This is a genomic window from Sphaerisporangium corydalis (assembly GCF_025506355.1).
Lineage (GTDB): Bacteria > Actinomycetota > Actinomycetes > Streptosporangiales > Streptosporangiaceae > Sphaerisporangium > Sphaerisporangium corydalis.
The window spans coordinates 1-23,725 of sequence record NZ_JANZYP010000043.1 but is presented as its reverse complement, the minus strand read 5'-3'; the positions used below and the strand labels follow the sequence as shown (position 1 = coordinate 23,725).

Here is a 23,725-nt window from a genome sequence, read left to right as displayed (position 1 = left end):
AGGGACCGGGTGCCTGAGGCGCCCGGTCCCTTCACTTCGCTCCGCGTTCCCGCCGGCCCGGGTCAGGGCCGGCGGACCGGCTCAGTGGCCGATGGACTTCTGCTCGGGCTCGCCCGAGCCCACCGCGGCGGGCGCGGCGCCGTTGCCATGGCCGTTGTGGTGGCCGTCGTGGGACCCGTCCAGCGAGATGGCCTCGGAGTCGGCCGAGTAGGTCTCGCTGAGCTTGGCCCGCAGCCTGCCGAGCGGGTTCCGCATCCCCTTGGGGGGGACGCCCTCGCCGTCGGAGGCGGACTCGATGGCGGGGATGGACGGCTTCGCCTTGACCAGCGCCACCAGGTCCTCGGCCGGCAGCACGTGGATCTCGATGTACTCGCCGTGCGGCAGGCGCTTGATGACGCCCGACTCCACGCCGTGCAGCACCAGCTCCTGGTCCCTGCGCTGCAGGCCGATGCACATGCGGTACGTGATCCAGTACGCGAGCGCCGGGCCCAGGAAGATCGCCACCCGCCCGACCTCGGTCGTGGTGTAGAGCGAGATGTGGAACTTCGAGGAGATCCAGTCGTTCGCGCCCAGCAGCCACAGGATGCCGTAGAAGGCGATGGCCGACATGCCGATCGAGGTGCGGTGCGGGTTGTTGCGCGGCCGGTCGGCCAGGTGGTGCTCGCTCCGGTCGCCGGTGATCCACTGTTCGGCGAACGGATAGAGCGCCAGGCCGGTCATGATGATGCCCATCGGCAGCAGGGCCGGTATCAGCACGCTCATGGGCAGCGTGTACCCGAAGAGGTTGATCTCCCAGGCGGGCATGATGCGCAGGGAGCCCTCCAGGAAGCCCATGTAGAAGTCGGGCTGGGACCCCGCCGAGATGTCCGCCGGCGTGTACGGCCCGAACAACCAGATCGGGTTGATCTGGGCGAACGTGCCGAGCAGCGCGATCACCCCGAAGGTGAACAGGAAGTAGGCGCCCGACTTGGCCATGAAGGACGGGTAGAACGGCGCGCCCACGACGTTCCTGTTGGTGCGGCCCTTGCCCGGCATCTGGGTGTGCTTCTGGACCCACATGAGGATCAGGTGGGCCGAGATCAGCGCCAGCAGGATGCCCGGGATGAGCAGGATGTGGATGCTGTAGAACCGCGAGATCACGTCATGACCCGGATACTCGCCGCCGAACAGGAAGTACGTGATGTACGTGCCGACCAGCGGGAGCGAGATCGCCACACCCTCGGTGATCCGCAGCCCGGCGCCCGACAGCAGGTCGTCCGGCAGGGAGTAGCCGGTCAGGCCCTCCGCCAGGGCCAGCGTGAGCAGCAGCACGCCGATGATCCAGTTGAGCTCGCGCGGCTTGCGGTACGCCCCGGTGAAGAACACGCGGAGCATGTGCACCATCATGCCCGCCACGAACAGCAGGGCCGCCCAGTGGTGGATCTGCCGGATCAGCAGGCCGCCGCGCACGTCGAAGCTGATGTTCAGCGTGGAGGCGTAGGCCTCGGACATGTGGACGCCGACCAGCGGCCCGTACGAGCCGTTGTAGGCGACCTCGCCCATGCTCGGCTTGAACCAGAACGTCAGGAAGGTGCCGGTCAGCAGGAGGATGACGAACGAATAGAGCGCGATCTCCCCCAGCAGGAACGACCAGTGGTCGGGGAAGACCTTGCGCAGGTTCCGCTTCAGGAACGTCCCGGCGCCGAGGCGGTCGTCGATGAAAGTCGCCGGTCCCGCGATGGCCTTGGGAGGGCCGTCGAGGCTCATGCGTGCCCCCTAGCTTCGGCTTCGGCGTCCCCGCGCTCCCAGAAGCTGGGTCCGACCGGGACGTCGAAGTCGCTCTGTGCGATCAAGTACCCCTCGCCGTCGACACCGATCGGCAGCTGGGGCAGGGGACGGGCCGCGGGACCGAAGATGACCTTCGCCCCGTCGGCCGCGTCGAACGTGGACTGGTGACAGGGGCAGAGGATGTGATGCGTCGTCTGCTCATAGAGCGCTGCCGGACAGCCCACGTGCGTGCAGATTTTAGAGTACGCAACGATGCTGTCGTAGGTCCAATTGAGCTTGGTGCCCGATTTGATGTCCTCGGGGCGGAACTTGATGAGGATCAGCGTGGCCTTGGCCAGCGCGTTCAGATCGTTCTCGTAGCCCTGGGGGACCACCGACAGGATGCCGCCGGGGGAGTTGAAGTCCGCCGCGCGGATCGGCTCGGCGGTGCCCTCGACGATCAGCCGGCGGCCCTTCTTCCAGACCGTGTGCCGCAGGGTCGTCCCCGGCAGCGGGCCGAGGTCCTTCAGCAGCACCAGCGGCAGCAGGCCGAGCGGGGCCGAGGCCAGCAGCAGGGTGCGGCGGAGCAGCTTGTGCTTGACGAAGCCGCTCTCGTTGGCGCCCTGGACGAAGGTCGCCGAGACCTCGTCGCGCACCGACGGCGGGGCGGCCATGGTGTGGCGCTCCTGCACCAGGCTGTACTTCGGCATGATCAGCCGGACCCAGACCACGATGCCGGCCGCCAGCGACAGCAGGGCGACGGTCAGCGTGCCGCCGAGCGCGAAGTTGGAGGTCGCGGTCTTGTCGATCGTGCCGACCTGGAAGACGACGTAGGAGACCACGAAGCCGACGCCGGCCAGGAAGGCGACCAGGAACAGCAGGGAGGCGATGCGCTCCCCCCGCCGGGCGGTGGCCGGGTCGGGGTACTTCACGCCTTCGGGCGCCGGGCGCTCGCCGCGCTGGGCCGGCGCGCCCAGCACGGACATCTCCCCCCGCGGGGGAGGGGTGCCGATGACGCGCCTCGGCAGGCGCTCTTCGGGCTGGTCGAGGTCGTTCGGATTCTCAGTCATTGGCCTGACGCTTCTTCGCGGTGATCCAGATGGCGGCGAGGACGAGAAGGCTGATGCCCACGATCCAGGCCACCAGACCCTCGGTGACCGGGCCGATCCTGCCGAGGCCGCTGCCACCAGGGTCGACCTGGTCGCGGGCGCCCACGATGTAGGCGATCATGTCGCGCTTCTGCTCGGGGGTGATCGTGCTGTCGTTGAACACCGGCATGGCCTGCGGGCCCGTGGCCATGGCCTCGTAGATCTGGCTGGGCGTGGCGGGGTTCAGCGGGGGCGCGTACTTGCCGTAGGTCAGCCCGCCGCCGGATCCGACGAAGTTGTGGCACTGGATGCAGTTCGCCCGGAACAGCTCGCCACCCTTGGCCGGGTCGCCCTTCGCGGGGTCGACCGACTCAAGGGAGGGCTTGGTCGGGCCGCCGCCCAGCGACTGCACGTATGCGGCGAGCTGCCGGATGGTGTCCTCGTTCACCCACTCGGCCGGGCGCTTGCGCGGCGCCTGCGGGCCGGGGTTGGCGAACGGCATGCGGCCGCTGGACACCTGGAAGTCCACGGCCGCCGCGCCGACGCCCACGAGGCTCGGGCCCGACGCCCCGCCGGGCGCGTAGGAGCCCTCGGCGTTCAGGCCGTGGCAGCTCGCGCAGTGCGCGGCGAACAGCTCCTTGCCCGCGGCCACGTCGTCGGCCCTGCCGGAGGCGATCGCCGCGTCGGCCCGGTCGCCTCCGGGCGCGAGCAGGGCGTACACCCCTCCGAGGAGGCTCAGGGCCAGGAGGAGGACGGCGTATCGCGCGAGTGGATGCCGCCTCCGTGCGGTGATCGAGTTCACCGATATCCTCGTTCCGATCATTTGATGATGTAGATGGTCGCGAAGAGGCCGATCCAGACGACGTCGACGAAGTGCCAGTAGTAGGACACGACGATCGCGCTGGTGGCCTGCTCATGGGTGAAGCGCTTCGCGGAGTACGTGCGTCCCAGCATGAACAGGAACGCGATCAGGCCACCGGTGACGTGCAGGCCGTGGAAGCCCGTGGTCAGGAAGAAGACCGACCCGTAGGCGTTCGAAGACAGGGTCACGCCCTCCTCGAACAGGTTGTGGTACTCGTAAAGCTGGCCTCCGACGAACCAGGCGCCCATGAGGAAGCTGATGACGTACCAGAACCGGAGCTTCCTGACCTGGCCCTTCTCCGCCGCCCATACGCCGAGCTGGCACGTCACGCTGGACAGGACCAGGACGATCGTGTTGACCAGCGCGTAGGGGACGTCGAGGTGGACGCCCTCGGGGAGCGTGGGCCAGGCCTTGCCCTGGCCGAGGCTCACCGACCGGATCGTGAAGTACATCGCGAACAGCGCCGCGAAGAACATGAGCTCAGAGGACAGCCACACGATCGTCCCGACGCTGACCAGGTTGGGCCGGCGGGACGAGTGTGCTGTCGTCGTCGTAATTGCGGATGCTGTCGCCACGCCCAGCATTATTGCGGCTCTCCTGGTCGGGTCGCCGCACGACCCCCCGGTTGCGCTCGGATCAGTCCTATAAACGAGACATAAGCCTAGAACTACGCCAAGTCTGACTGATCTGGGATTCCGTCGGCGGGGACAGGTAGCATCCGTGGTGACCATACCTCGTCAATCGATAGTGAGCGCGACCGTGAGCATGAGGGTTCTCGTCTACAGCGACGACGCAAGCACCCGCGAGAAGGTGCGGCTGGCGATCGGGCGGCGTCCGGCCGCCGATGTGCCCCTCGTGGAGATCGTGGAGTGCGCCACCCAGCCGGCCGTCGTCAAGCGGCTCGACTCCGGGGACATCGATGTCGCCGTGCTCGACGGCGAGGCCGCGCCCGCCGGGGGCATGGGCATCAGCCGCCAGGCCAAGGACGAGGTCCACGACTGCCCGCCGATCTGCCTGATCATCGGGCGGCGCGACGACCGATGGCTCGCCGACTGGTCCCGCGCCGACGCCGTCGTGGCCCAGCCGCTGGACCCGATGGCGCTGGCCGAGGCGGTGGCCGGCCTCATGCGGGCCCGCTCGGCCTCCCGCATCGCCGCACGCTGACCCCGCCCGCGCGGGCCCCGGCGCCGCACCGGTCCTGGTGACCGGCCCGGCGCCGCCCGCACCGGTCCTTCACGGCCGGCCCGGCGCCGCCGGCGTCCGGCTCCTCGCCCGCCCCGGCGGCGCCCGGCGCCGCCCCCGGTCCTCCGCACCACCTCCCAACCGACACCGGAGCCCTCCATGGACTCGCGCACCACCTGGCCCGCGCTGCTCACGGCCCTGCTCGCCCGCGAGCACCTCACCGCGGACGAGACCGCCTGGGCCATGGGCGAGATCATGTCCGGGAACGCCACCTCCGCCCAGATCGCCGCCTTCGCCGTCGCCCTGCGGGCCAAGGGCGAGACCGTCGCCGAGGTGACCGGTCTGGCGCGCACCATGCTCGACCGCGCCACCCCCCTGACGGTGGAGGGCCCGACGGTCGACGTGGTGGGCACCGGCGGCGACCGCGCCCACACCGTCAACATCTCCACGATGGCCGCGATCGTCGCGGCGGCGGCGGGGGCCAGGGTCGTCAAGCACGGCAACCGGGCCGCGTCCTCCTCGTGCGGGGCGGCCGACGTGCTCCAGCACCTCGGCATCGTCCTCGACCTGACCCCCGCGCAGACCGCGCGCACCGCCGTCGAGGCGGGCATCGCCTTCTGCTTCGCGCCCGTCTACCACCCGGCCCTGCGGTTCGCCGGGCCGGTGCGCGGGGAGATCGGCATCCCCACGTTCTTCAACTTCCTCGGCCCGCTGACCAACCCCGCCCGCCCGTCCGCCCAGGCGATCGGCGTCTACGACGCGCGCATCCTGCCGGTCGTCGCCGGGGTCTTCGCCGAGCGGGGCGTGTCGGCGCTGGTCTTCCGGGGCGACGACGGGCTCGACGAGCTGTCCACCGCCACCACCTCCACGGTCTGGATCGTCCGCGACGGCACCGCCGTCGAGACGACCTTCGACCCGCTGGACGTCGGCGTCCCGCGCTCGGCGCCCGACGCGCTGCGCGGCGGCGACGTCGCGTTCAACGCCCAGGCCGTCCACGACCTGGTCGCCGGCACGACCGGCCCGGTGCGCGACGCCGTCCTGCTCAACGCCGCCGCCGCCCTGGTCAGCCTCGGCCTCACCACCCCACCCCCCGCGGACGCGACCCCGGGCGAGACCCTGGTAACCGCCATGCGCTCGGCCTACACCCGCGCCGCCGAAGCCGTCGACTCCGGCCGCGCCGCCGAGACCCTCACCAACTGGATCACCATCAGCCGCTCCCACGCCAACTCCTGACCCCGGCCGCGACCCCCCGGAGAACGGCCTTGGAGCAGGCGGGGACGGCGGCCGGGGTGGCTCTCGGGGGGAGATCGCCCGAAGGACCTTTCGACGGCCGGGAGCCGTCGGGCGGCCGGGGTGGATGCCGTTCGGGTGGGGTCAGTCGGATTCGGCGAAGCCGATGGAGAAGGCGGCGTCGAGGTCGTGTTTGGAGTAGGTGCGGAAGGCCAGGTGGGTCTCGGTCGCGAGGACGCCGGGGACCTTGTTGACGCGCCCGGGGATCACCTCGGCGATCTCGTCGTACGCGGCGACGCGCACCATGGCGATCAGGTCGTAGTCACCGGTGATCGAATAGACCTCGCTCACCCCGTCGAGCGCGGCGATCGTCTCGGCGACTTCGGGGATCCGGTGGACCTCCGCCTTGATGTGCACGATCGCGGTGATCATAGGGGCTCTCCTTCGAGACGGTTTCGGCTGACTCTAGCGCCGTGATCCCTGCCCGACACCACCGGCTCGACGCGTCATCGTGCCTGGTGGTCAGCGCAGCGGCCGGCCCTCGCGCGGGCGGTGGGGCTGGACGCCCTGGTAGGCGAGGTCGATGCGCTCCTTGAGGCGGCCGGCGCCCCGGGCCGGCAGGCTCCAGGTGCCGTCGACCCGGACCAGCCGCACGCCCGGGGAGTCGAGCCAGCGCAGGACGCATTCGGTCTCCTCGGCCCCGGCGGCGGGCAGCGGCCCCGGGCCGGGGACCACGGTCTCGGCGGTCGCCTCCAGGGCGTCGACGTAGGGGGTCGGATGGGCGCCCCTCGGCATCACGCCGGCCGCGACCAGCCGGCCGTGGCGCACGACGTGGATCTCCCAGCCGCCGCCGAACGCCGGGCTCGCGGCGATCATCTGCGGGATGACGGTGAGGGAGCGGAGCCGCTGCATGCGCGCGGCCGTGCGCACGTAGACCGCGAGCCGGTCGCGGTCGACGGCGGCCTCCTCATAGCGCTGCTCGGCCGCCAGGCGCTCCATGCGGGCCTCCAGGGCCGAGAACACCTGCCCTGGGTCGTCCTCCATGGCCGCGCGGGCCTCCTCGGCGTGCCTGCGGTACTCCTCGACGGTCTGCCGGCCCTCGCACGGCGCCCCGCAGCGGCCCATCTCGGCCAGGGCGCAGGCGGACCGCCGGGTGCGCGCGGTCATGCGCTCGGTGCACTGGCGCAGCGGCAGCGCCTCGTGCAGGGCGGACCTGGCGTCGGCGGCGCCGCGCGCGGAGGTGAACGGCCCGAGGTAGGCCGCCTGGTCGTGCTTGACCTCGCGGACGATGGACAGCCGGGGGAAGGGCTCGTCGGTCAGCTTGAGCCACACGACCTTCTCGGGGAAGCGCGAGCGGCGGTTGTAGCGCGGTTTGGTGGCGCCGATGAGGCGCAGCTCCCTGACCTCGGCCTCAAGGCCCGTGGCGCACACGATCGTGCGTACCCGCTCGGCGATGCCGATCATCTCGCGGATGCGCGGCCGGGTCTCTCCCGCGGTGAAGTAGGACCGCACCCGCCGGCGCAGGTCGCCGCTCTTGCCGACGTAGAGCGCCTCGCCCCGGTCGTCCTCGAAGACGTACACCCCCGGCTCGCTCGGGACGGCGGCGGCGAGGTGGCGTTTGCGCTTCTGCTCGGGGGTGGGCGCCCGGACGAAGCCCTTGAGCTCCTCCAGGGTCTGCACGCCGAAGGCGCCGACCCGCTCGATCAGCGCGTGAAGCACGTCGACGGTCGCCTTGGCGTCGGCCAGCGCGCGGTGGCACGGCTCGGTGGTGCTGCGGAAGACCCGCGCCAGGGTGGAGAGCTTGCAGTTGGGCACCTCGTCGCGGGTCAGGACGCGCCGGGCGAGGTCGGCGGTGTCCACGACGGGGTTGGCGGGCGGGGGATAGCCGTGGGCCTGGCAGTCGGCCTTGATGAAGCCGACGTCGAACGGGGCGTTGTGCGCGACCAGGGTGGCGCCGCGGATGAACTCCAGGAAGGCGGGCAGCACCCGCTCGATCCTGGGCGCGGCCACCACCATGACGTCGGTGATGCCGGTCAGGACGGTGATGAAGGGCGGGATGGGGCGCCCGGGGTCGACCAGGGTGGCGAACTCGCCGAGCACCTCGCCGCCGCGCACCTTGACGGCGCCGATCTCGGTGATGGCGTGCTCCGCCGGTGACCCGCCCGTCGTCTCCAGGTCGAAGACGACGAAGGTCACCTGGTCGAGGGGCGTGCCCAGCTCGTCAAGCGTTCCTTGAACCCCGATCTCCACGAGCATGACCATACGATCGCCGACCGACAGTTCCGGCCGTCACGGCGGATCGGCGCGTTCCACGATCGTCCGGCGCCGCAGGTCCGCGCCCGTTCGGAGATCCTTTCTCGTCGACGAAAGATTTTTTCGGACGCGCCGGAACTCCCCGGGAGCTTGGTCATTTGCCATTGGCATAGGGATTTTTTGTGAAATATTGACCTACCGAGTAGATCGTCCGTTCACTCTCGGCAAGAGTGCGCAAGGTCCATTTACGGGGAGGCGCGTATGCGCAGGTTATCCGCATTGATCACTTCTTTGGCTGTGGGCGCCGGGTCAATTCTCCTGGCGTCCGCTCCCGCACAGGCCGCCGGAGCGGTTCCCGCCCGGGCCGCCACCGTCAAGGTCGTCCCGGCCGCGGCCGCCGTCCAGGCGCCCAAGGCCTATGTCCGCGTCCTCTACCCCACCGGAATGCGGCGGGGCGGCTTCGCGACGTTCAGCTACCGCGCGACGCGCCTGCGCCGGATCGAGGCCGACGCCATCGTGCTGGCGGCCTTCGTGCCGAGGGGCACCGTCTCCAAGGTCCGCTTCCTCAACAAGCCGGCCCATGCCTCGTGCGGCTTCTTCAACTCCCGGGCCTACTGCCTGATCAAGCACGGCAACGCGAACACCGTCTCGGTCCGCTTCCAGATCTGGGTCAAGTACAAGTACGCGGGCAGCTACTCCGTCGACCACTACGCGCGGGCCGTCGGCCTGGAGAGCGGGCTGAGCGTGCGCGACTACGTGCGCCAGATCTCCCGCAAGGACCGCATCAACAGGTCCAGGACGATCATCTCCCGGAGCTGACGCGGAGGCCCGCCCGGTCCGCGGCGCACGCCACAGGACCGGGACGGGCCGTCCGGCGGGCGGCTCCGGACGTGCCGCCCGCCGGGCCCGGCCCCCCGGCCGGGAGCTCAGTCCCAGTAGTCCCCCTCGAGCATGCTCTCGATGGTGGCGCGGTGCATGACCAGGTCGTTCGGGTCGTCGGGCATCGCACGCTCGCCGAAGTGGATCTGCCGGTGGCAGACGCGGGCCATGATGATCCCGTACCGCAGGGCCGCGTACATCTCGTAGAACTCCATGTCCCTGGGCTCGTACCCGGACATGGAGTGGTACTGGGCGCAGACGTCGTCCCTGGTCATGAAGCCGGGCAGGCCGGGTAACTCCATGAACGTGGCCACGTCCTGGAAGAACCGGTGCAGGAAGAACATCCAGGCGAGGTCGATCTCGCGCGGCCCGACCCCGGCCATCTCCCAGTCGAGCACCGCCACCGGCGTGAAGTCGCGGTACATCACGTTGCCGATGCGCGCGTCGCCCCAGTTGATCACGTCAGGGCCGGTGCCGGCCGGCCAGTGGTCCTCCAGCCACAGGAACGCGTCCTCCAGGATGGGGACGCGCATGGAGGAGTGGGCCCACTCGTAGTACGCCCGCTGCTCGGTGACGTGGCGGCGCAGGGCGGAGTCGCCCGGGTGGTGCGACCGCAGGAAGTCGAGCTCGCCCGGCCGCACGCTCGCGTTGTGCAGCCGCGCGAGCACGTCCACCGTCCCGGCCTGCAGGCGCGCCCGGTCGGCGGGGGAGGCGTCGAGCAGCCAGCCCTGGAAGGTGTACGGGACGAGGTCGGGCGGGACGTCGCCCCGCTCCCGCTCCATCACGAAGAACGGGGAGCCGAGCGGGCCCGGGTCGGGCTCGAACCACAGCGCCAGGGGCGCGGGGATGCCGGCCCGCTGCCTGGCCAGCCGCATGACCTCGAACTGCCTGCCGAGGTCGTACTCGGGGAAGACCGGCACCGCGTCGGCGGCCGGGGCGAGCCTCGCGACGCACTCCAGCTCCTGCTCCCCGGAGGCGCCGGCCCAGGTCGCGGTGAAGAACACCGTCTCGCTGGAAAGGCCGTTCCCCGAGGGGCGCGACAGCTCCGACACCGTCACCGCGGACGCGCCGTCGAGCCGCCCGGGCAGCCAGGCCCGCAGGCGCTCGCGGAGTTCCCCCAGGTCACGGGTTGACGTGCGCATTTCCGCGGGTACGGCGTGCTGGTCTTCCAGCCTCGACATCGTTGTCTCCCTCATCCGGCGTGGCACAGTCGTATACCGCTACCAAGCGCTTGTCCATACGGCGTTCACATGGCGTTAACCGGCCTTCAGGGGGTCACGGAGGAGGCTTGAGGGGCCTGTGTGCGTGAGGACCCCGGTGCGAAGCGCGCTGACCACGAAGCCGCCAGCCGTACCCTTGTCGGATAGACAGTTTTTGAATGGCCAGTCAGCTAGGGGAAGACGGATGAGTTCAGCCGGAGAAGGCCTGTCTCGCCCGCTGCCCGAGCAGGTCCGCTTACATGTCGTCGAGCTCGCCGCCCAGGTGCTCGGCTCCATGCAGCCCGCCGCGATCCCGCCCCCGCTGAAGGGCATCGCGCGGTTCGACCCGCGCAAGCGCGCCCGGCTGGGCAGCGCGCCGATCGCCGCGCAACTGGAGACCGACAAGGAGTTCCGCGAGATCGTCGCCGAGACCCTCCAGGAGGCCTGGCCCGAGCTGGTCGCCAGCCTGGAGGAGGGCAACGTCCCGCCCGCCGCCGAGCCGGTCCTGGTGGCGGCGGCCGCCTATCTCACGCGGCCTCCCGGCTGGCCCGAGCTGGTGGAGACGGCGCGCTCGGACCTGGAGCAGGCCGCCGCCACGGCCGAGGGCAACGCCCAGGAGCAGACCGTCGTCCGGCTGCGCGAGCAGATCGCCGCCCAGAAGGCCGCCGCCAAGGACGAGTCCGACCGGCTGCGCGAGCAGCTCAAGACCTCCAAGGCGGAGATCGCCGACCTGCGGCGCCGGCTGCACGACGCCCGGGAGCGCACCCGGGTGGCCGAGGAGAGCGCCGCCGAGCTGCGGGCCAGGGAGCAGGAGGCGCGGGCCGCCGTGACCTCGGCCACCAGCGCGGCCGAGAGCGAGCTGCGCAAGCTGCGTGAGCGCCTGGCCGACGCCGAGCGGCAGGTCGAGGCCGGCCGCCGGGCCGCGCGCGAGGGGCGCAGCATCGAGGACGCCCGCGTCCGCGTGCTGCTGGACAGCCTCCAGGACGCCGCCGCCGGGCTGCGCGGCGAGCTCGCGCTGCCCGTCGCGATCAGCAGGCCGGCCGACTCGGTGACCGCGGTGAGCCCCGGCCGGCCGTCGGTGCGCGCCGTGCCCGCGCGCGCCCTGGCCGACGACGACCCCGCGCTGCTCGACCAGCTCCTCGCCATCCCGCACCTCCACCTCGTCGTGGACGGCTACAACGTCACCAAGTCGGGCTATCCGACGCTGACCCTGATCGACCAGCGCTCGCGGCTGCTCACCGGGCTCGGCGGGCTGGCCGTGCAGACCAGGGTCGAGGTCACCTGCGCGTTCGACGGCGCCGAGCTGAACGGCCCGGTCCACGTCTCCGCGCCCCGCGGCGTGCGCGTGCTGTTCAGCGCGCCCGGGGAGATCGCCGACGACCTGATCAGGCAACTCGTCCGCGCCGAGCCGCCCGGCCGCGCGGTGGCCGTGGTGTCCTCCGACCGCGAGGTGGCCGAGTCCGTCCGCCGCATGGGGGCACGTCCGGTGCCCGCCACCCTCCTGCTCCGCCGCCTCGGCCGCGGCTGAACGTCGCGTCGAGACCAATTCCTGGGGAAAAGGTGCAGGTGCCTATGCACCTTCTGTAGGATCACGCCCCAGGTTGTCTCACTTGTCTCACTTGAGGGGGCTGACGTCCCAGTGGCCGTGCGTGGCATCCGGGGAGCAGGGCGGGTACCGGTGGCCGCCGGTCTCGCCATCGCCGTCTTGTTGATCCAGGCGAGCGGGGCGGAGGCGAAGCCCAAGCCCACGGTCGCCCAGACCAAGGCGCGGCTCGCCAAACTGAACGACCAGGCCGACAAGGTCGTCGACCGCTACAACCTCGCCGGCGAGCATTGGAAGAAGGCCCGCAAGGAGTACAACCTCCTCAACGGCCGGCTCAAGGACCGGCTCACCGAGATCGACGCGCTGCGCCAGGGCCTGGTGTCGGTGGCGGTCAGCAACTACCAGACCGGCGACCTGATGGCGTGGCCGAACCTGGTGACCCAGAGCGACCCCGAGTCGCTGCTGAGCGGGCTGGCGTCGGTCGACCAGATGTCCGAGGGCCAGTCGCGCACGCTGACCGAGTTCGAGAACGCCACGCGTTCGCTCAAGGGCCAGCGCGACAAGGCCAAGGGCGCCTACGACAAGGCCATCGACCTGTTCGACGACCTGCGCAAGCAGAAGAAGGACGTCGAGAAGCTGGTCGGCCAGCAGGAGCGGCTCCTGCGCAGCCTCAACTCCTTCAACGCCGGCAACCCCAACAGCTCCGGCATCAAGTACACCGGCAGCGCCTCCGGCAACGCGCGCACCGCGCTGCAGTTCGCCTTCGCCCAGGTGGGCAAGCCCTACCGTTACGGCGGGACCGGTCCAGGCGCCTACGACTGCTCGGGGCTGACCCAGGCCTCCTGGCGCGCCGCCGGGGTCGGCATCCCCCGCACGGCCGCCGAGCAGTACAACTGGGGCGCCTCGCGCAGGGTCTCGCTGAACGCGCTGCAGCCGGGCGACCTGCTGTTCGCCGCGGGCCTCGGGCACGTCGGCATGTACGCGGGCGGCGGCAAGATGGTCCACGCCCCCCAGACGGGGGACGTCGTCAAGGTCGTCCCGCTCTCGTCGTACCGGGGCATCATCGGCGCCGTACGTCCCTGAGCCGGCCGCCGGCGGGAAGGGAGCGAGCCGTGAACGACCTTCGGGATCTGCTGGCCGCGCGCGGCGCGGGCGAGATCGCCCACCCGGGCGGCACCCTGCTGGCCCACCTGGAGCGGGTGCACGACCTGCTCGGGCGGTGGGAGGCCCGGCCCGCGTTGCGGCTGGCCGGGCTGGGCCACGCCTTCTACGGCACCGACGGCTTCCCTGCCGCGCTCGGCGAGGTGACCCGCAGGGACGAGCTGGCGGCGGTCGCCGGCGAGGAGACCGAGCGGATCGTCTACTTCTACGCCAGTTGTGATCGGCGGTTCTCCCACGCGCGGCTGGCCGAGGACGGCGGCCCGTTCAGGGACCGGTTCACCGGCGTCGTCCTCGACCCGCCGGCCGCGCTCCGGCGGGACTTCGCCGAGATCACCGTGGCCAACGAGCTGGACGTGGTCCAGGCCAACCCCGAGATCCGCGCCCGCCACGGCGCCGAGCTGCTGGAACTGTTCACGTCCTGGCGGGACCTGCTCAGCGCCCCGGCATGGCGTGCCGTCAGGGCCGCCCTGCCCTGAGGCCTCAAGGCGGCGGTCGCGTCCTGACAAAACGGGGTCAAGGGCGGCCGTGCGCCTCGGGGGCCGGCGCGGCGGGGAAGTCCCTGTCCCCGCGGATGGGCCCGGCGAGCAGGACGAGCCCGGACAGGGCCAGCGCCCCCGTCGTGATCCACATGGCCGGGCGGACGCCGATGGAGGTGCCGAGGACGCCGCCGAGTACGGCGCCCAGCGGGATGGTGCCGTAGTTGACGAACTGCATGCTGACCGACACCCGGCCCATGAGGTGGCGCGGGCAGTAGGCCTGGCGGAAGCTCGACTTGATCACGTTCCCGGTCACCACCCCCGCGACCACGACGAAGCCTCCCACGACCATGAACGCCAGGCCCGCCCCCGGGCTCGCCAGGGGGATGAGCAGCCCGAACGGGGCGCAGGCCATCTCGCACACCATCAGCGCCCTGGCGGACCCGACGCGCCGCACCAGGCGGGCGGCGCCCGCGGCGGCGGCGACCCCGCCGACGCTGGTCGCGGCGATCAGCGCGCCGACCGTGCCCGAGCCGACCCCGACCTCGCGCACCAGGAAGACCACCAGGATGGACTGGTAGCCGACCAGGGCGAGGTTGCTGACGGCCCCGAAGACGGTCAGCACCCGCAGGTACCGGTCCCGGGCGACGAAGCGCGCGCCCTCGCCGATCTCCCGCCACAGCGTGGTCCGCCGGTGCCTGCGGCCGGGGGGCGCCTCGCGGGTGCGCATCGCGAGCAGGCAGGCCGCCGAGACCAGGAAGCTCACCGCGTCGGCGATCAGGCCGGTGACGGCGCCGAAGACCTGCGCGATCAGGCCGCCGGCGCCGGGGCCCGCGACCTGGGCCGCCGACTCGCTGCCCTGCAGCTTGGCGTTGCCCTCGTGCAGGTCGGCGTCGCCGACCACGGCGGGAAGGTAGGCCTGGTAGGCGGTCTGGAAGAACACCTTCGCGGTGCCGGCGAGCAGTGCGACGGCCAGGAGGTGGCCGATGGTCAGCCGCCCCCACCAGGCCGCGGCGGGCACGCTGAGGAACAGCAGCAGCGAGGCGGCGTCACAGACCAGCATCACCGGCCGCCGGCGCAGCCGGTCGACCCAGGCGCCGGCCGGGAGCCCGATGACCAGCCACGGCAGCCACGTCGCCGCCGTCAGCATCGCCACGACGAACGTGCTCGCGTGCAGGGTGGTGACCGCGACCAGGGGGAGTGCCACGCCGGTGAGCGAGCTGCCGAAGGAGCTGGCGGTCTCGCCGATCCACAGCAGCCGGAAGTCGCGGTCGCGCAGCAGGCCGCCCCGGCGGCGCGCGGTGCCCGGGGCGGCCGTCGTGGCGCTCACGGGCGCCCCGGGACGCCGAACGCGAACACGAACACCGGCTCGCGCCGCTCGCCGTCGTCGGGCGCCTCACGGGAGGCCCACCGGTCCAGCAGGGCGATGACCTCCTGGGACAGCTCACGCAGCTCTTCGGGGGACAGGCGCATCCACTTGTCGGTGGAGAACGGGCCGTCCCGCCAGGCGGCCCGCTCGTCGTCCCCGGCCGCGAACCAGGCGCGGACCAGGCCGGCGTGGTGGTCGAGGTTGAGCGACTCGGCGGCGCCGGCGACGGCGGCCGAGGCGGGGTCGCCGCCGAAGTCGGCGGTGGACCAGCGCAGGCCGGCCGACACCAGGCGCCACCACCGCTCGCGGCGGTCGCGCGCCAGCTCGGGGGCCTCCTCGATGAGCTCGGCCCCGCCGAGGACGCGCAGGTGGTGGCTGACGTTGGCGACCGCCTGGCCGGTGCGCTCGGCGAGCATGCTGGCCGTCGAGGGGCCGTCGACCTTCAGCACGTCCATGAGGCGCCGCCGCAGGGGGTGGGCGAGGGTGGCCAGCACCCGGGAGTCGGTGATCGTGCGGATGTCCTGCTGATCCATGGAACCCAGACTGGCATGCGCAACACTCATTGCGCAACAGTTCTTGCGTATCTGAGGGTGACAATGGCGGTCTATATCGGGCACTCATAGTGATCACCCCACATGGCCGGATGGGCTCCTTTCGGGCCCTCCGGGCCAAGATGATCGTTTTACTGGTGGGGCGGAAGTGGCGAATGAGGTCTCCCGATGGTCACGTTTCGGGATATGTGAGATGAATCACATTCAGATAACAAAGGCGCAGGATAATGCCGGTCCCTGAAAGTGGGAACGCGTATTCGATCAACGGAAACCGTCGCTGCGCTTTGCCGTGAATTGGGGACCTGTGTAGTTTCTGGGCCGCGGCGAGCACGCCATGCCGTCGCGAAGCAAGCCGGTCGGTATCGACCCGGTGCACGCATAGAGAATCCAGTGGTCACCGTCGTCGATCCAAGGCGCGAAAAGCAGGACCGCATACGGCGGTGACCTGCCGAATCCGTGCGGCAAGGAGCACGGAGCCGGGGACCCAATTTGACCTCAAATGTGGGGTCAGGGGGTGAATCGGCGCCATTTGGCGCCGTAGGGCGACTTCCCAGCCCGAATCCGTCAGCTAACCCGGTAGGCGTAAGTGGAAGATTCTAGGAGCGATCCTGTCCAGCACCACCCGCAACCCTCGCCTGTCCCGCTTCGCCCGCCTGTCTCTCGGCGGTGTCGCCCTCACCATGACGGCATCCGTCGGGGCGGTCGCGACACAGGCGACGGCGGCTGACGCCGCCACGGTGACCAGCGCCCAAGGTTCGGCCGAGCAGGCCAAGGCCAAGAGCACGGCCAAACTGAGCAAGGTCGCCAAACAGCGGATCAAGGCGCGCACCGCCGTGTCCACGGCCAAGAAGCAGGTCGGCGACCCCTACCGCTGGGGCGCCACGGGCCCCGGAGCGTTCGACTGCTCCGGCCTGGTCCTGTACGCGTGGCGGAAGGCCGGTGTGCGGCTTCCCCGCATAGCGGCCAGCCAGTTCCGCTCCGTGCGGAAGAAGGTCTCCTGGAAGAACCTCAAGCCAGGCGACCTGATGTTCTTCCGCGGGCTCGGACACGTCGGCATGTACGTCGGCCACGGCAAGATGATCCACTCCCCGCACTCCGGTGCGCGGGTGCGGATCGACCGGCTCAGCGGCTACCGCCGGGCCGGGTTCGTCGGAGCCGTCCGCCCAGGCGTGTGATCACGAAGGCCCCGTCCCCCTCGGTTCCTCCGGGGCGGACGGGGCCTTCGCGCGTCCGCCCGCCGGCCCCCGGCGGACCGGCGGGTAGATTGCCCGCATGCGCGTCGTCGGGCTCTGGGCCGTACTGGCGGCCCTGCTGGCCGCCCTGACGGGCCCCGCGGACGTCCCAGGAGGCCCTGCGGCCTCGCCGGGGCAGGTGATGGACCCCGGCGGGCCGGGACGCATGACCGGCCCCCAGGACCCGGCCGCCGACCGCCGCCGCGCGGACGCCGTGATCCGGGAGCACCCGGAGATCTGGACCGGGGCCGAGGTGGTCGGCAGCGGGCGCGCCCTGGTGGTCGCCCTGCCCGGCGGCGCCGACCCGGCCGACCTCGCCCGCAGGGCCGACCGGGCGAGCGCCGTCGTCGCCCGCCTCGCCGGGCCGGTGCGGCCGCTGGTCCTGGCCCCCGCCACCACCGCCCAGGCCGCCGTGCTGGCCGCGCCCGCCGACCTGACCGGGCTGGCGGCGGTGGCCGGCGCCGGCCGCGTGATCGTCGAACCCGTCTCCTTCGCCCGGCTCAGCCCCGTGGGCCGCGACGTCGTCCTGGCCCACGAGCTCACCCACGTCGCCACCGGCGCGTCGGCCGACGGGCGGACGCCCACGTGGCTGGTCGAGGGTTTCGCCGACTACGCCGGGTACCTCGGCGCCGGCGTCCCCGTGCCCGCCGCCGCGGCGGAGCTGGCCGCCGAGGTGCGCGCCGGCCGCGTCCCCGCGGCCCTGCCCGGCCGGGAGGACTTCGCCGCGGGCGCCCCGAGGGCGGCCCAGGCCTACGAGGAGGCCTGGCTCGCCTGCCGGTATGTCGCGGGGCGGTTCGGCGAGCGCGCCCTGGTGACCCTCTACCGTGAGTCCATGCGAGGTGACGCCGGCGCCGCCCTCACCAGGGCGACCGGGATGGGCACCGCGCAGTTCACCGCCGCCTGGCGCGCGTACGTCCGCACGGAGCTCTCGTGAGGGATCGGCGCGCCGATCGCCTGGAGGGAGCCCTGGTGACAGGACTGATCGAGGAGACGCGCCGGTCCGCGCGCGCGGGCGGCGGACGCCGCGCGGCGGGCATCGGGCTGCTGGTGCTGGGCGTGGCCGCCGCCGTCGCGGTCGCGGTCACCACGCCGTGGCGCGCCCTGCCCGGCGCGGCCCCCGCGGTGGCGCCCGATCCGGCGCGCGACTTCACCGCCGCCCAGATCGCCCGCGCGGACGCCTTCGACGCGGCCGTCACCGCCCCCGCGTACCTCTCGCTGGCGGTCACGGTGGCCGTGGCGGGCGTGCTGGTCCTGACGCCCTGCGGGGCGTGGCTCGCCGCCCGCCTCAGGGGCCCCTGGTGGCTGCGCGCCCTGATCGGCGTCCTGGCGTTCTCCGCCGCGTCCCTGCTGATCAAGTGGCCGCTCGGCATGTGGTACGAGACCCGGCTGCGGGACTACGGCCTGTCCACCCAGCACTGGCCGGCCTGGTCGGCCGACCGGCTCAAGAACTTCGCCGTCCAGACCGTGATCGTCGCGATCATGGTGCTGGCGGTCGTCTGGCTGGCCCGCCGCCTGCCGGAGCGGTGGTGGATCCCCGCGGCGGCCGGCGCGTTCGCGCTCACCGTCGTGGCCTCGTTCGCCTACCCCGTCGTGGTCGAGCCGCTGTTCAACGACTTCACCCCCCTCAAGGCCGGCGGGCTGCGCTCGGACCTGGTCGCCATGGCCGCCCGCGACGGCGTCCCGGTGAAGGACGTGCTCGTCGCCGACGCCTCCCGCAGGACCACGGCGCTGAACGCCTACGTGTCGGGGTTCGGCGCCACGCGGCGCATCGTCGTGTACGACACGCTGCTGGGCGCCCCCGCGGGCGAGGTGCGGCTGGTGGTCGCCCACGAGCTCGGGCACGCCAAGAACGGCGACGTGCTCTCCGGCACCCTGATCGGCGCGCTCGGCGCCGCCGCGGGCGCGTGCCTGCTCTTCCTCGCCGTCTCCACGCGCGCGCTCAGGCGCCGCGCCGGCGTCCCGGCGATCGGCGACCCCCGGGCCGCCGGGCTCCTGCTGGGCCTGATGACCCTGGCCACCGTCCTCTCCGGGCCCGCGGAGAACGTCGTGAGCCGACGCGTGGAGGCCAGGGCCGACGTTCACGCGCTCGACCTGACCCGCGACCCGGCGACGTTCGCCGCGATGCAGAGGCGCCTGGCCGTGACCAACGTCTCCGACCTGACGCCCGCCGCCTTCGAGTACCTCATGTACTCCTCCCACCCGACGACCCCGCAGCGGATCGCCCTGGCACGCTCCTGGGCCCGGCTGAACGGCCTGCCGGAGCCGTGACCCCGCCGGCGCGCGACCCCGGGCACCCGAAGACGCTCATCGTGACCAACGACTTCCCGCCCCGCCCCGGGGGCATCCAGGCGTTCGTGCACGCGCTCGCCGTACGCCGCCCGCCGGGCTCGGTGGTCGTGCACACCTCCCGGTGGGCCGGGTGGGAGGAGTTCGACGCGCGCCAGCCGTACCGCGTGGTCCGGCACCCCACCTCGGTGATGCTGCCCGTGCCCGGCGTGGCGCGGCGGGCCGCCGCGCTGCTGCGCGAGGAGGGGTGCGACACGGTCGTGTTCGGCGCGGCGGCCCCGCTCGGTCTGCTCGCGCCCGCGCTGCGCGCCGCCGGCGCCCGGCGGGTCGTCATGCTGACCCACGGCCACGAGGCGGCCTGGTCCGGTGTCCCCCTGGCCCGCGGCCTGCTGGCCAGGATCGGCGCCCACGCGGACGCGATCACCTACCTCGGCGACTACACCCGGGAACGGCTGGCGCGGGTGATGCCCCCCGCGCGCCTGGTCCGCCTGGCGCCGGGCGTGGACACCGAGGTCTTCCGCCCCGGCGCGGGCGGCGCCGAGGTGCGGATGGCGCTCGGCATCGGCGACCGGCCCGTGGTGGTGTGCGTCTCCCGGCTGGTCCCGAGGAAGGGCCAGGACACCCTGCTGCGCTGCTGGCCCCTGGTCCTGCGGGACGTGCCGGACGCGGTGCTGCTGCTGGTCGGCGGCGGCCCGTCCCGCCGCGCCCTGTCCCAGGCCGCGGGACGGCGCGGCCTGGCGGACTCGGTCATCGTGACCGGCCCGGTCCCGTGGAGCCGGCTGCCCGCCTACTACGACGCCGGTGACGTCTTCGCCATGCCGTGCCGCACCCGGCTCGGCGGCCTGGACGTGGAGGGGCTCGGCATCGTCTACCTGGAGGCGTCCGCGACCGGGCTGCCGGTCGTCGCCGGCGCCTCGGGCGGCGCGCCGGACGCGGTCCGCGAGGGCGAGACGGGGCTGGTCGTGGACGGCGGAAGCCCGCTCGCGGTCGCGGCGGCCGTGACCGGGCTGCTCGCCGACCCGGCCCGCGCCCGCGCGATGGGGGAGCGGGGCCGGGCCTGGATCGAGCGGGAATGGGGCTGGGACGGGGTGGCCGGCCGGTTCGACGCCGTGCTCACCGGCGTGGACCGCACCGGGCCCGGCGCCGAGGAGGACCTGCGCTGAACGCCGGGCGCGGGGTCAGAGCTCCAGCCAGCGTTGCATGCGGTCGATGAGCTCCTCGGAGTCGACCGGCTTGGTGACGTAGTCGCTGGCGCCCGAGGACAGGGTCTTCTCCCGGTCGCCGTGCATCGCCTTGGCCGTCACCGCGATGATCGGCAGGTTGGCGAAGCGCGGCATCTCACGGATGGCGGCCGTCGCCGCGTACCCATCCATCTCGGGCATCATGATGTCCATCAGGACCAGGTCCACGTCATCGTTGCGCATGAGCACCTCGATGCCCCTGCGCCCGTTCTCGGCGTAGAGCACCTGCATGCCGTGCAGCTCCAGGATGTTGGTCAGCGCGAAGACGTTGCGGACGTCGTCGTCGATCACCAGCACCTTGCGCCCGAGCAGGCCGCTGTCGACCTGCTCCACCTCGCGTGGCGCCGCCTCGTCCGGGCTCGCCTGCACCAGGGGCAGCACGTCGCCCGGGCCCTCGGCCGTCAGGTGCAGGGTGATGCGCTCGCGCAGCTCGTCCAGGCTGGGCAGCCGCTCCAGCGGCTGGGTGCGCGACCGGCCCTGGAGCAGCTTCTCCTGCGGGCGGCTGAGCTTGCGGGTGTGGTGGGCCAGCACCGGCAGCGAGCGCAGGGCGGGGTCCTCGTCCAGCCGGCGCAGGAACTCCGCCGCCGCGTCGTGCGGCATGCCGAGGTCCAGGACGATGCAGTGGAAGCCGTGGCGGACCAGGGCGGCCAGGGCGCTCTCGGGGTCGCTGGCGGTGGTGACCCGCACCAGGCCGTGGGTCTCCGACAGGTCGGCGACCACGCTCTGCGCCAGCAGCGACAGCAGCCCGTTCGGCCGGGCCTCCACCACCAGCAGGCGCCGCCCGCCCTCGCCCTCGCCGCCCGGCGCGGCGGGCGCGGGCTCCGGCTCGGGCGCCGCGGGCTCGGCGGCCTGCGGCAGGGCCGGCGCCGCCGGGGGGTTCGCGCCCATCGGGTACTCCGAGAAGTGCGTCATCGGCAGGTAGAGGGTGAACGTGCTGCCCTCGCCGAAGGTGCTCACCGCGCGGATCCCGCCGTTGAACAGGGTGGCGATCTCCCTGCTGATGGACAGGCCGAGGCCGGTGCCGCCGTACTTGCGGCTGGTGGTGCCGTCGGCCTGCTGGAAGGCGTCGAAGATCTGGGAGAGGTTCTCCTCGGCGATGCCGATGCCGGTGTCCACCACGTGGAAGGCCAGGGCCTCCTGCCGGCGCCCGGCCGGCAGGTCCATCTGGCCGGCCCGCTCGACCCGGAGCCGCACCGACCCCGCCTCGGTGAACTTCACCGCGTTGGACAGCAGGTTGCGCAGGACCTGCCGCAGCCGCTGCTCGTCCATCATGAGCTGCGTGGGCACGTCGGGCGCCACGCTCACCTCGAACGTCAGCCCCTTCTCGGTGGTCAGCGGGCGGAACGTCGCCTCGACGTAGTCCAGGAGCTGCCGCATGTGGAACGGCTCCAGGGTGAGGTCCATCTTCCCGGCCTCGATCTTGGACAGGTCGAGGATGTCGTTGATGAGCTGGAGCAGGTCGGTGCCCGCCGAGTGGATGACGTTGGCGTACTCCACCTGCTTGGCGGTGAGGTTGCGCGCCGGGTTCTGCGCCAGGAGCTGGGCGAGGATGAGCAGCGAGTTCAACGGGGTGCGCAGCTCGTGGCTCATGTTGGCCAGGAACTCGCTCTTGTACTTGGAGGCCAGCGCGAGCTGCTGGGCGCGGTCCTCCAGCTCCTGGCGGGCCTGCTCGATCTCGATGTTCTTGGTCTCGATGTCGCGGTTCTGCTGGGCCAGCAGCTCGGCCTTCTCCTCCAGCTCGGCGTTGGAGCGCTGGAGTTCCTCCTGGCCGACCTGGAGCTCGGTCGCGAGGCGCTGCGACTCGGTCAGCAGGGCGTCGGTGCGGGCGTTGGCGACGATCGTGTTGACGTTGACGCCGATGGTCTCCACGAGCTGTTCGAGGAAGTCGCGGTGGACCTGCGTGAACCTGTTGAGGCTGGCCAGCTCGATGACGCCGAGGACCTGGTCCTCCACCACGATGGGCAGCACGATCAGGTTGACCGGCCCGGCCTGGCCCAGGCTGGAGGAGATCGTCAGGTAGCCGGGGGGCACGTCCTGCACCAGGATGGTGCGCCGGGCGAGCGCGGCCTGGCCGACCAGGGAGTCGCCGAGCGCGTGGCGGCGGGTCACCTCCTGGTGGCCGTAACTGCCGACCACGCGCAGTTCGGTGGCGCTCGGGGTCTCCTCGGCGAGCAGGAAGGTGCCGTGCTGGGCGGAGACCAGGGGCGCCAGCTCGTTCATGACCAGCTCGGCGACGACCGCGAGGTCGCGGTGGCCCTGCATGAGCCCCGAGACCCGGGCCAGGTTGGTCTTCAGCCAGTCCTGCTCCTGGTTGGCGCGGGTGGTCTCCCGCAGGGACTTCACCATGGAGTTGATGTTGTCCTTGAGCTCGGCCACCTCGCCGGAGGCGTCGACGTTGATCGAGCGCGTGAGGTCGCCTGAGGTCACCGCGCTGGTCACCTCGGCGATGGCACGGACCTGCCGGGTGAGGTTGCCCGCCAGCTCGTTGACGTTCTCGGTGAGCCGCTTCCAGGTGCCCGACACGCCCTCGACCTCGGCCTGGCCGCCGAGCCTGCCCTCGCTGCCGACCTCGCGGGCCACGCGGGTGACCTCGGCCGCGAACGAGGAGAGCTGGTCGACCATCGTGTTGATGGTCGTCTTCAGCTCCAGGATCTCGCCGCGCGCGTCGACGTCGATCTTCTTGGTGAGGTCGCCCTGGGCCACCGCCGTGGTGACCTGGGCGATGTTGCGGACCTGGCTGGTCAGGTTGTTGGCCATGGAGTTGACGTTGTCGGTCAGGTCCTTCCAGGTGCCGGCGACGTTCGGCACGCGGGCCTGGCCGCCCAGCTCGCCCTCGGTGCCGACCTCGCGGGCCACGCGGGTGACCTCGTCGGCGAAGGCGCTCAGCGTCTCCACCATCGTGTTGATCGTCTGCGCCAGCGCGGCCACCTCGCCCTTGGCCTCGACCGTGATCTTCTGGGAGAGGTCGCCCCTGGCCACGGCGGTCGCCACCTGGGCGATCGACCGCACCTGGCTGGTCAGGTTGGAGCCCATGACGTTGACGTTGTCGGTGAGGTCCTTCCAGGTGCCCGACACGCCCCGCACGGTCGCCTGACCGCCCAGGTTGCCTTCGGTGCCGACCTCGCGGGCCACGCGGGTGACCTCGTCGGCGAACGCCGAGAGCTGGTCGACCATCGTGTTGATGGTCTCCTTCAGCTCCAGGATCTCGCCGCGGGCGTCCACCCGGATCTTCTGCGACAGGTCGCCCTTGGCCACCGCCGTGGTCACCTCGGCGATGCTGCGCACCTGGGCCGTCAGGTTGTCGGCCATGACGTTCACCGACTCGGTGAGCGCCTTCCAGGTGCCCGAGACGCCCTTCACGTCCGCCTGGCCGCCGAGGCGGCCCTCGGTGCCGACCTCGCGGGCCACGCGGGTGACCTCGTCGGCG

20 protein-coding genes and 1 riboswitch are annotated in these 23,725 nt (G+C 72.1%); of the genes, 10 read left to right on the top strand and 10 right to left on the bottom strand.

Annotation, left to right across the window (positions count from 1 at the left end; translation table 11 throughout):
- Positions 1–81: 81 nt before the first annotated feature.
- From qcrB to ctaE, 4 genes are read right to left on the bottom strand one after another with little or no spacing between them, the layout of a single operon-like run.
- Positions 82–1,746, bottom strand: a complete 1,665-nt coding sequence (gene qcrB / locus NYZ98_RS26140) for a cytochrome bc1 complex cytochrome b subunit (RefSeq protein WP_262845953.1) — start codon at positions 1,744–1,746, stop codon at positions 82–84.
- Positions 1,743–2,816: a cytochrome bc1 complex Rieske iron-sulfur subunit gene (gene qcrA / locus NYZ98_RS26135; RefSeq protein ID WP_262845951.1), complete on the bottom strand. Its 1,074-nt coding sequence runs from the start codon at positions 2,814–2,816 to the stop codon at positions 1,743–1,745. The genes qcrB and qcrA overlap by 4 nt, the downstream gene beginning before the upstream one ends.
- Positions 2,809–3,636 carry a cytochrome bc1 complex diheme cytochrome c subunit gene (gene qcrC, locus NYZ98_RS26130; protein ID WP_262845949.1) on the bottom strand — a complete coding sequence of 276 codons (828 nt, stop codon included), beginning with the start codon at positions 3,634–3,636 and terminating at the stop codon, positions 2,809–2,811. Before qcrC ends, qcrA begins: the two co-directional genes overlap by 8 nt.
- Positions 3,637–3,653: 17 nt before the next feature.
- On the bottom strand, positions 3,654–4,280 hold the full coding sequence (gene ctaE / locus NYZ98_RS26125; RefSeq protein WP_262845947.1) for an aa3-type cytochrome oxidase subunit III: 627 nt from the start codon (positions 4,278–4,280) through the stop codon (positions 3,654–3,656).
- A 181-nt stretch (positions 4,281–4,461) separates the two neighbouring features.
- On the opposite strand from ctaE, the gene NYZ98_RS26120 reads away from it, so the two are divergent.
- Entirely contained in the window at positions 4,462–4,860 is a 399-nt protein-coding gene (locus NYZ98_RS26120) for a hypothetical protein (RefSeq protein ID WP_262846048.1), read from the top strand.
- A gap of 177 nt (positions 4,861–5,037) precedes the next feature.
- Complete coding sequence (gene trpD, locus NYZ98_RS26115) at positions 5,038–6,111, top strand: anthranilate phosphoribosyltransferase (protein ID WP_262845945.1); 1,074 nt, start codon at positions 5,038–5,040, stop codon at positions 6,109–6,111.
- Positions 6,112–6,252: 141 nt separating this feature from the next.
- Here the strand turns inward: trpD and NYZ98_RS26110 are convergent, their stop codons facing one another.
- Together NYZ98_RS26110 and NYZ98_RS26105 are read right to left on the bottom strand one after the other, a co-directional pair.
- A complete protein-coding gene (locus NYZ98_RS26110) occupies positions 6,253–6,540 on the bottom strand; it encodes an Lrp/AsnC family transcriptional regulator (RefSeq protein WP_262845943.1) in 288 nt (95 codons plus the stop codon).
- 90 nt (positions 6,541–6,630) lie between these two features.
- Positions 6,631–8,364: a DEDD exonuclease domain-containing protein gene (locus NYZ98_RS26105; protein WP_262845942.1), complete on the bottom strand. Its 1,734-nt coding sequence runs from the start codon at positions 8,362–8,364 to the stop codon at positions 6,631–6,633.
- A 258-nt stretch (positions 8,365–8,622) separates the two neighbouring features.
- Between NYZ98_RS26105 and NYZ98_RS26100 the strand changes: the two genes are divergently transcribed.
- Positions 8,623–9,180 (top strand): hypothetical protein, encoded by a 558-nt coding sequence (locus NYZ98_RS26100; RefSeq protein ID WP_262845940.1) that lies wholly within the window; start codon positions 8,623–8,625, stop codon positions 9,178–9,180.
- A gap of 107 nt (positions 9,181–9,287) precedes the next feature.
- On the opposite strand, the gene NYZ98_RS26095 is transcribed toward NYZ98_RS26100, so the two are convergent.
- Entirely contained in the window at positions 9,288–10,421 is a 1,134-nt protein-coding gene (locus tag NYZ98_RS26095) for a phosphotransferase family protein (protein ID WP_262845938.1), read from the bottom strand.
- Positions 10,422–10,644: 223 nt separating this feature from the next.
- Here NYZ98_RS26095 and NYZ98_RS26090 point away from each other — a divergent pair, with 223 nt between their 5' ends.
- The 3 genes from NYZ98_RS26090 to NYZ98_RS26080 all read left to right on the top strand — a co-directional run bounded on the left by NYZ98_RS26090 (position 10,645) and on the right by NYZ98_RS26080 (position 13,619).
- Positions 10,645–11,967, top strand: a complete 1,323-nt coding sequence (locus tag NYZ98_RS26090; protein ID WP_262845936.1) for an NYN domain-containing protein — start codon at positions 10,645–10,647, stop codon at positions 11,965–11,967.
- A 150-nt stretch (positions 11,968–12,117) separates the two neighbouring features.
- The gene (locus NYZ98_RS41400; protein WP_316249607.1) at positions 12,118–13,065 is read left to right on the top strand and encodes a C40 family peptidase; all 948 of its coding nucleotides are present in this window, start codon (positions 12,118–12,120) and stop codon (positions 13,063–13,065) included.
- A 29-nt stretch (positions 13,066–13,094) separates the two neighbouring features.
- On the top strand, positions 13,095–13,619 hold the full coding sequence (locus NYZ98_RS26080) for a DUF6817 domain-containing protein (protein WP_262845931.1): 525 nt from the start codon (positions 13,095–13,097) through the stop codon (positions 13,617–13,619).
- A 37-nt stretch (positions 13,620–13,656) separates the two neighbouring features.
- On the opposite strand, the gene NYZ98_RS26075 is transcribed toward NYZ98_RS26080, so the two are convergent.
- Together NYZ98_RS26075 and NYZ98_RS26070 are read right to left on the bottom strand one after the other, a co-directional pair.
- Positions 13,657–14,949, bottom strand: a complete 1,293-nt coding sequence (locus NYZ98_RS26075; RefSeq protein WP_262845926.1) for an MFS transporter — start codon at positions 14,947–14,949, stop codon at positions 13,657–13,659.
- Positions 14,946–15,521, bottom strand: a complete 576-nt coding sequence (locus NYZ98_RS26070; protein WP_262845921.1) for an ArsR/SmtB family transcription factor — start codon at positions 15,519–15,521, stop codon at positions 14,946–14,948. Before NYZ98_RS26070 ends, NYZ98_RS26075 begins: the two co-directional genes overlap by 4 nt.
- Before the next feature lie 454 nt (positions 15,522–15,975).
- A riboswitch (cyclic di-AMP (ydaO/yuaA leader) is annotated at positions 15,976–16,137 on the top strand.
- A gap of 82 nt (positions 16,138–16,219) precedes the next feature.
- Between NYZ98_RS26070 and NYZ98_RS26065 the strand changes: the two genes are divergently transcribed.
- The 4 genes from NYZ98_RS26065 to NYZ98_RS26050 all read left to right on the top strand — a co-directional run bounded on the left by NYZ98_RS26065 (position 16,220) and on the right by NYZ98_RS26050 (position 20,220).
- Positions 16,220–16,714 carry a C40 family peptidase gene (locus NYZ98_RS26065; RefSeq protein ID WP_262845919.1) on the top strand — a complete coding sequence of 165 codons (495 nt, stop codon included), beginning with the start codon at positions 16,220–16,222 and terminating at the stop codon, positions 16,712–16,714.
- A 97-nt stretch (positions 16,715–16,811) separates the two neighbouring features.
- Entirely contained in the window at positions 16,812–17,705 is an 894-nt protein-coding gene (locus NYZ98_RS26060; protein ID WP_262845917.1) for a hypothetical protein, read from the top strand.
- A 35-nt stretch (positions 17,706–17,740) separates the two neighbouring features.
- Entirely contained in the window at positions 17,741–19,039 is a 1,299-nt protein-coding gene (locus tag NYZ98_RS26055) for a M48 family metallopeptidase (RefSeq protein ID WP_262845915.1), read from the top strand.
- Entirely contained in the window at positions 19,036–20,220 is a 1,185-nt protein-coding gene (locus NYZ98_RS26050) for a glycosyltransferase family 4 protein (RefSeq protein ID WP_262845913.1), read from the top strand. The genes NYZ98_RS26055 and NYZ98_RS26050 overlap by 4 nt, the downstream gene beginning before the upstream one ends.
- 15 nt (positions 20,221–20,235) lie before the next feature.
- On the opposite strand, the gene NYZ98_RS26045 is transcribed toward NYZ98_RS26050, so the two are convergent.
- Positions 20,236–23,725 (bottom strand): HAMP domain-containing protein (locus NYZ98_RS26045; RefSeq protein ID WP_262845912.1); only part of this gene is annotated, 3,490 nt, incomplete at its 5' end.

Excerpts from the sequence above, each read along its gene's own strand:
- ctaE (WP_262845947.1), bottom strand. The coding sequence starts at position 4,280 with ATGCTGGGCGTGGCGACAGCATCCGCAATTACGACGACGACAGCACAC.
- NYZ98_RS26120 (WP_262846048.1), top strand. The coding sequence starts at position 4,462 with ATGAGGGTTCTCGTCTACAGCGACGACGCAAGCACCCGCGAGAAGGTG.
- NYZ98_RS26110 (WP_262845943.1), bottom strand. The coding sequence starts at position 6,540 with ATGATCACCGCGATCGTGCACATCAAGGCGGAGGTCCACCGGATCCCC.
- qcrB (WP_262845953.1), bottom strand. The coding sequence starts at position 1,746 with ATGAGCCTCGACGGCCCTCCCAAGGCCATCGCGGGACCGGCGACTTTC.
- qcrA (WP_262845951.1), bottom strand. The coding sequence starts at position 2,816 with ATGACTGAGAATCCGAACGACCTCGACCAGCCCGAAGAGCGCCTGCCG.
- NYZ98_RS26090 (WP_262845936.1), top strand. The coding sequence starts at position 10,645 with ATGAGTTCAGCCGGAGAAGGCCTGTCTCGCCCGCTGCCCGAGCAGGTC.
- NYZ98_RS26060 (WP_262845917.1), top strand. The coding sequence starts at position 16,812 with ATGCGCGTCGTCGGGCTCTGGGCCGTACTGGCGGCCCTGCTGGCCGCC.
- NYZ98_RS26105 (WP_262845942.1), bottom strand. The coding sequence starts at position 8,364 with ATGCTCGTGGAGATCGGGGTTCAAGGAACGCTTGACGAGCTGGGCACG.
- NYZ98_RS26070 (WP_262845921.1), bottom strand. The coding sequence starts at position 15,521 with ATGGATCAGCAGGACATCCGCACGATCACCGACTCCCGGGTGCTGGCC.
- NYZ98_RS26095 (WP_262845938.1), bottom strand. The coding sequence starts at position 10,421 with ATGTCGAGGCTGGAAGACCAGCACGCCGTACCCGCGGAAATGCGCACG.
- NYZ98_RS26065 (WP_262845919.1), top strand. The coding sequence starts at position 16,220 with ATGACGGCATCCGTCGGGGCGGTCGCGACACAGGCGACGGCGGCTGAC.
- trpD (WP_262845945.1), top strand. The coding sequence starts at position 5,038 with ATGGACTCGCGCACCACCTGGCCCGCGCTGCTCACGGCCCTGCTCGCC.
- NYZ98_RS26100 (WP_262845940.1), top strand. The coding sequence starts at position 8,623 with ATGCGCAGGTTATCCGCATTGATCACTTCTTTGGCTGTGGGCGCCGGG.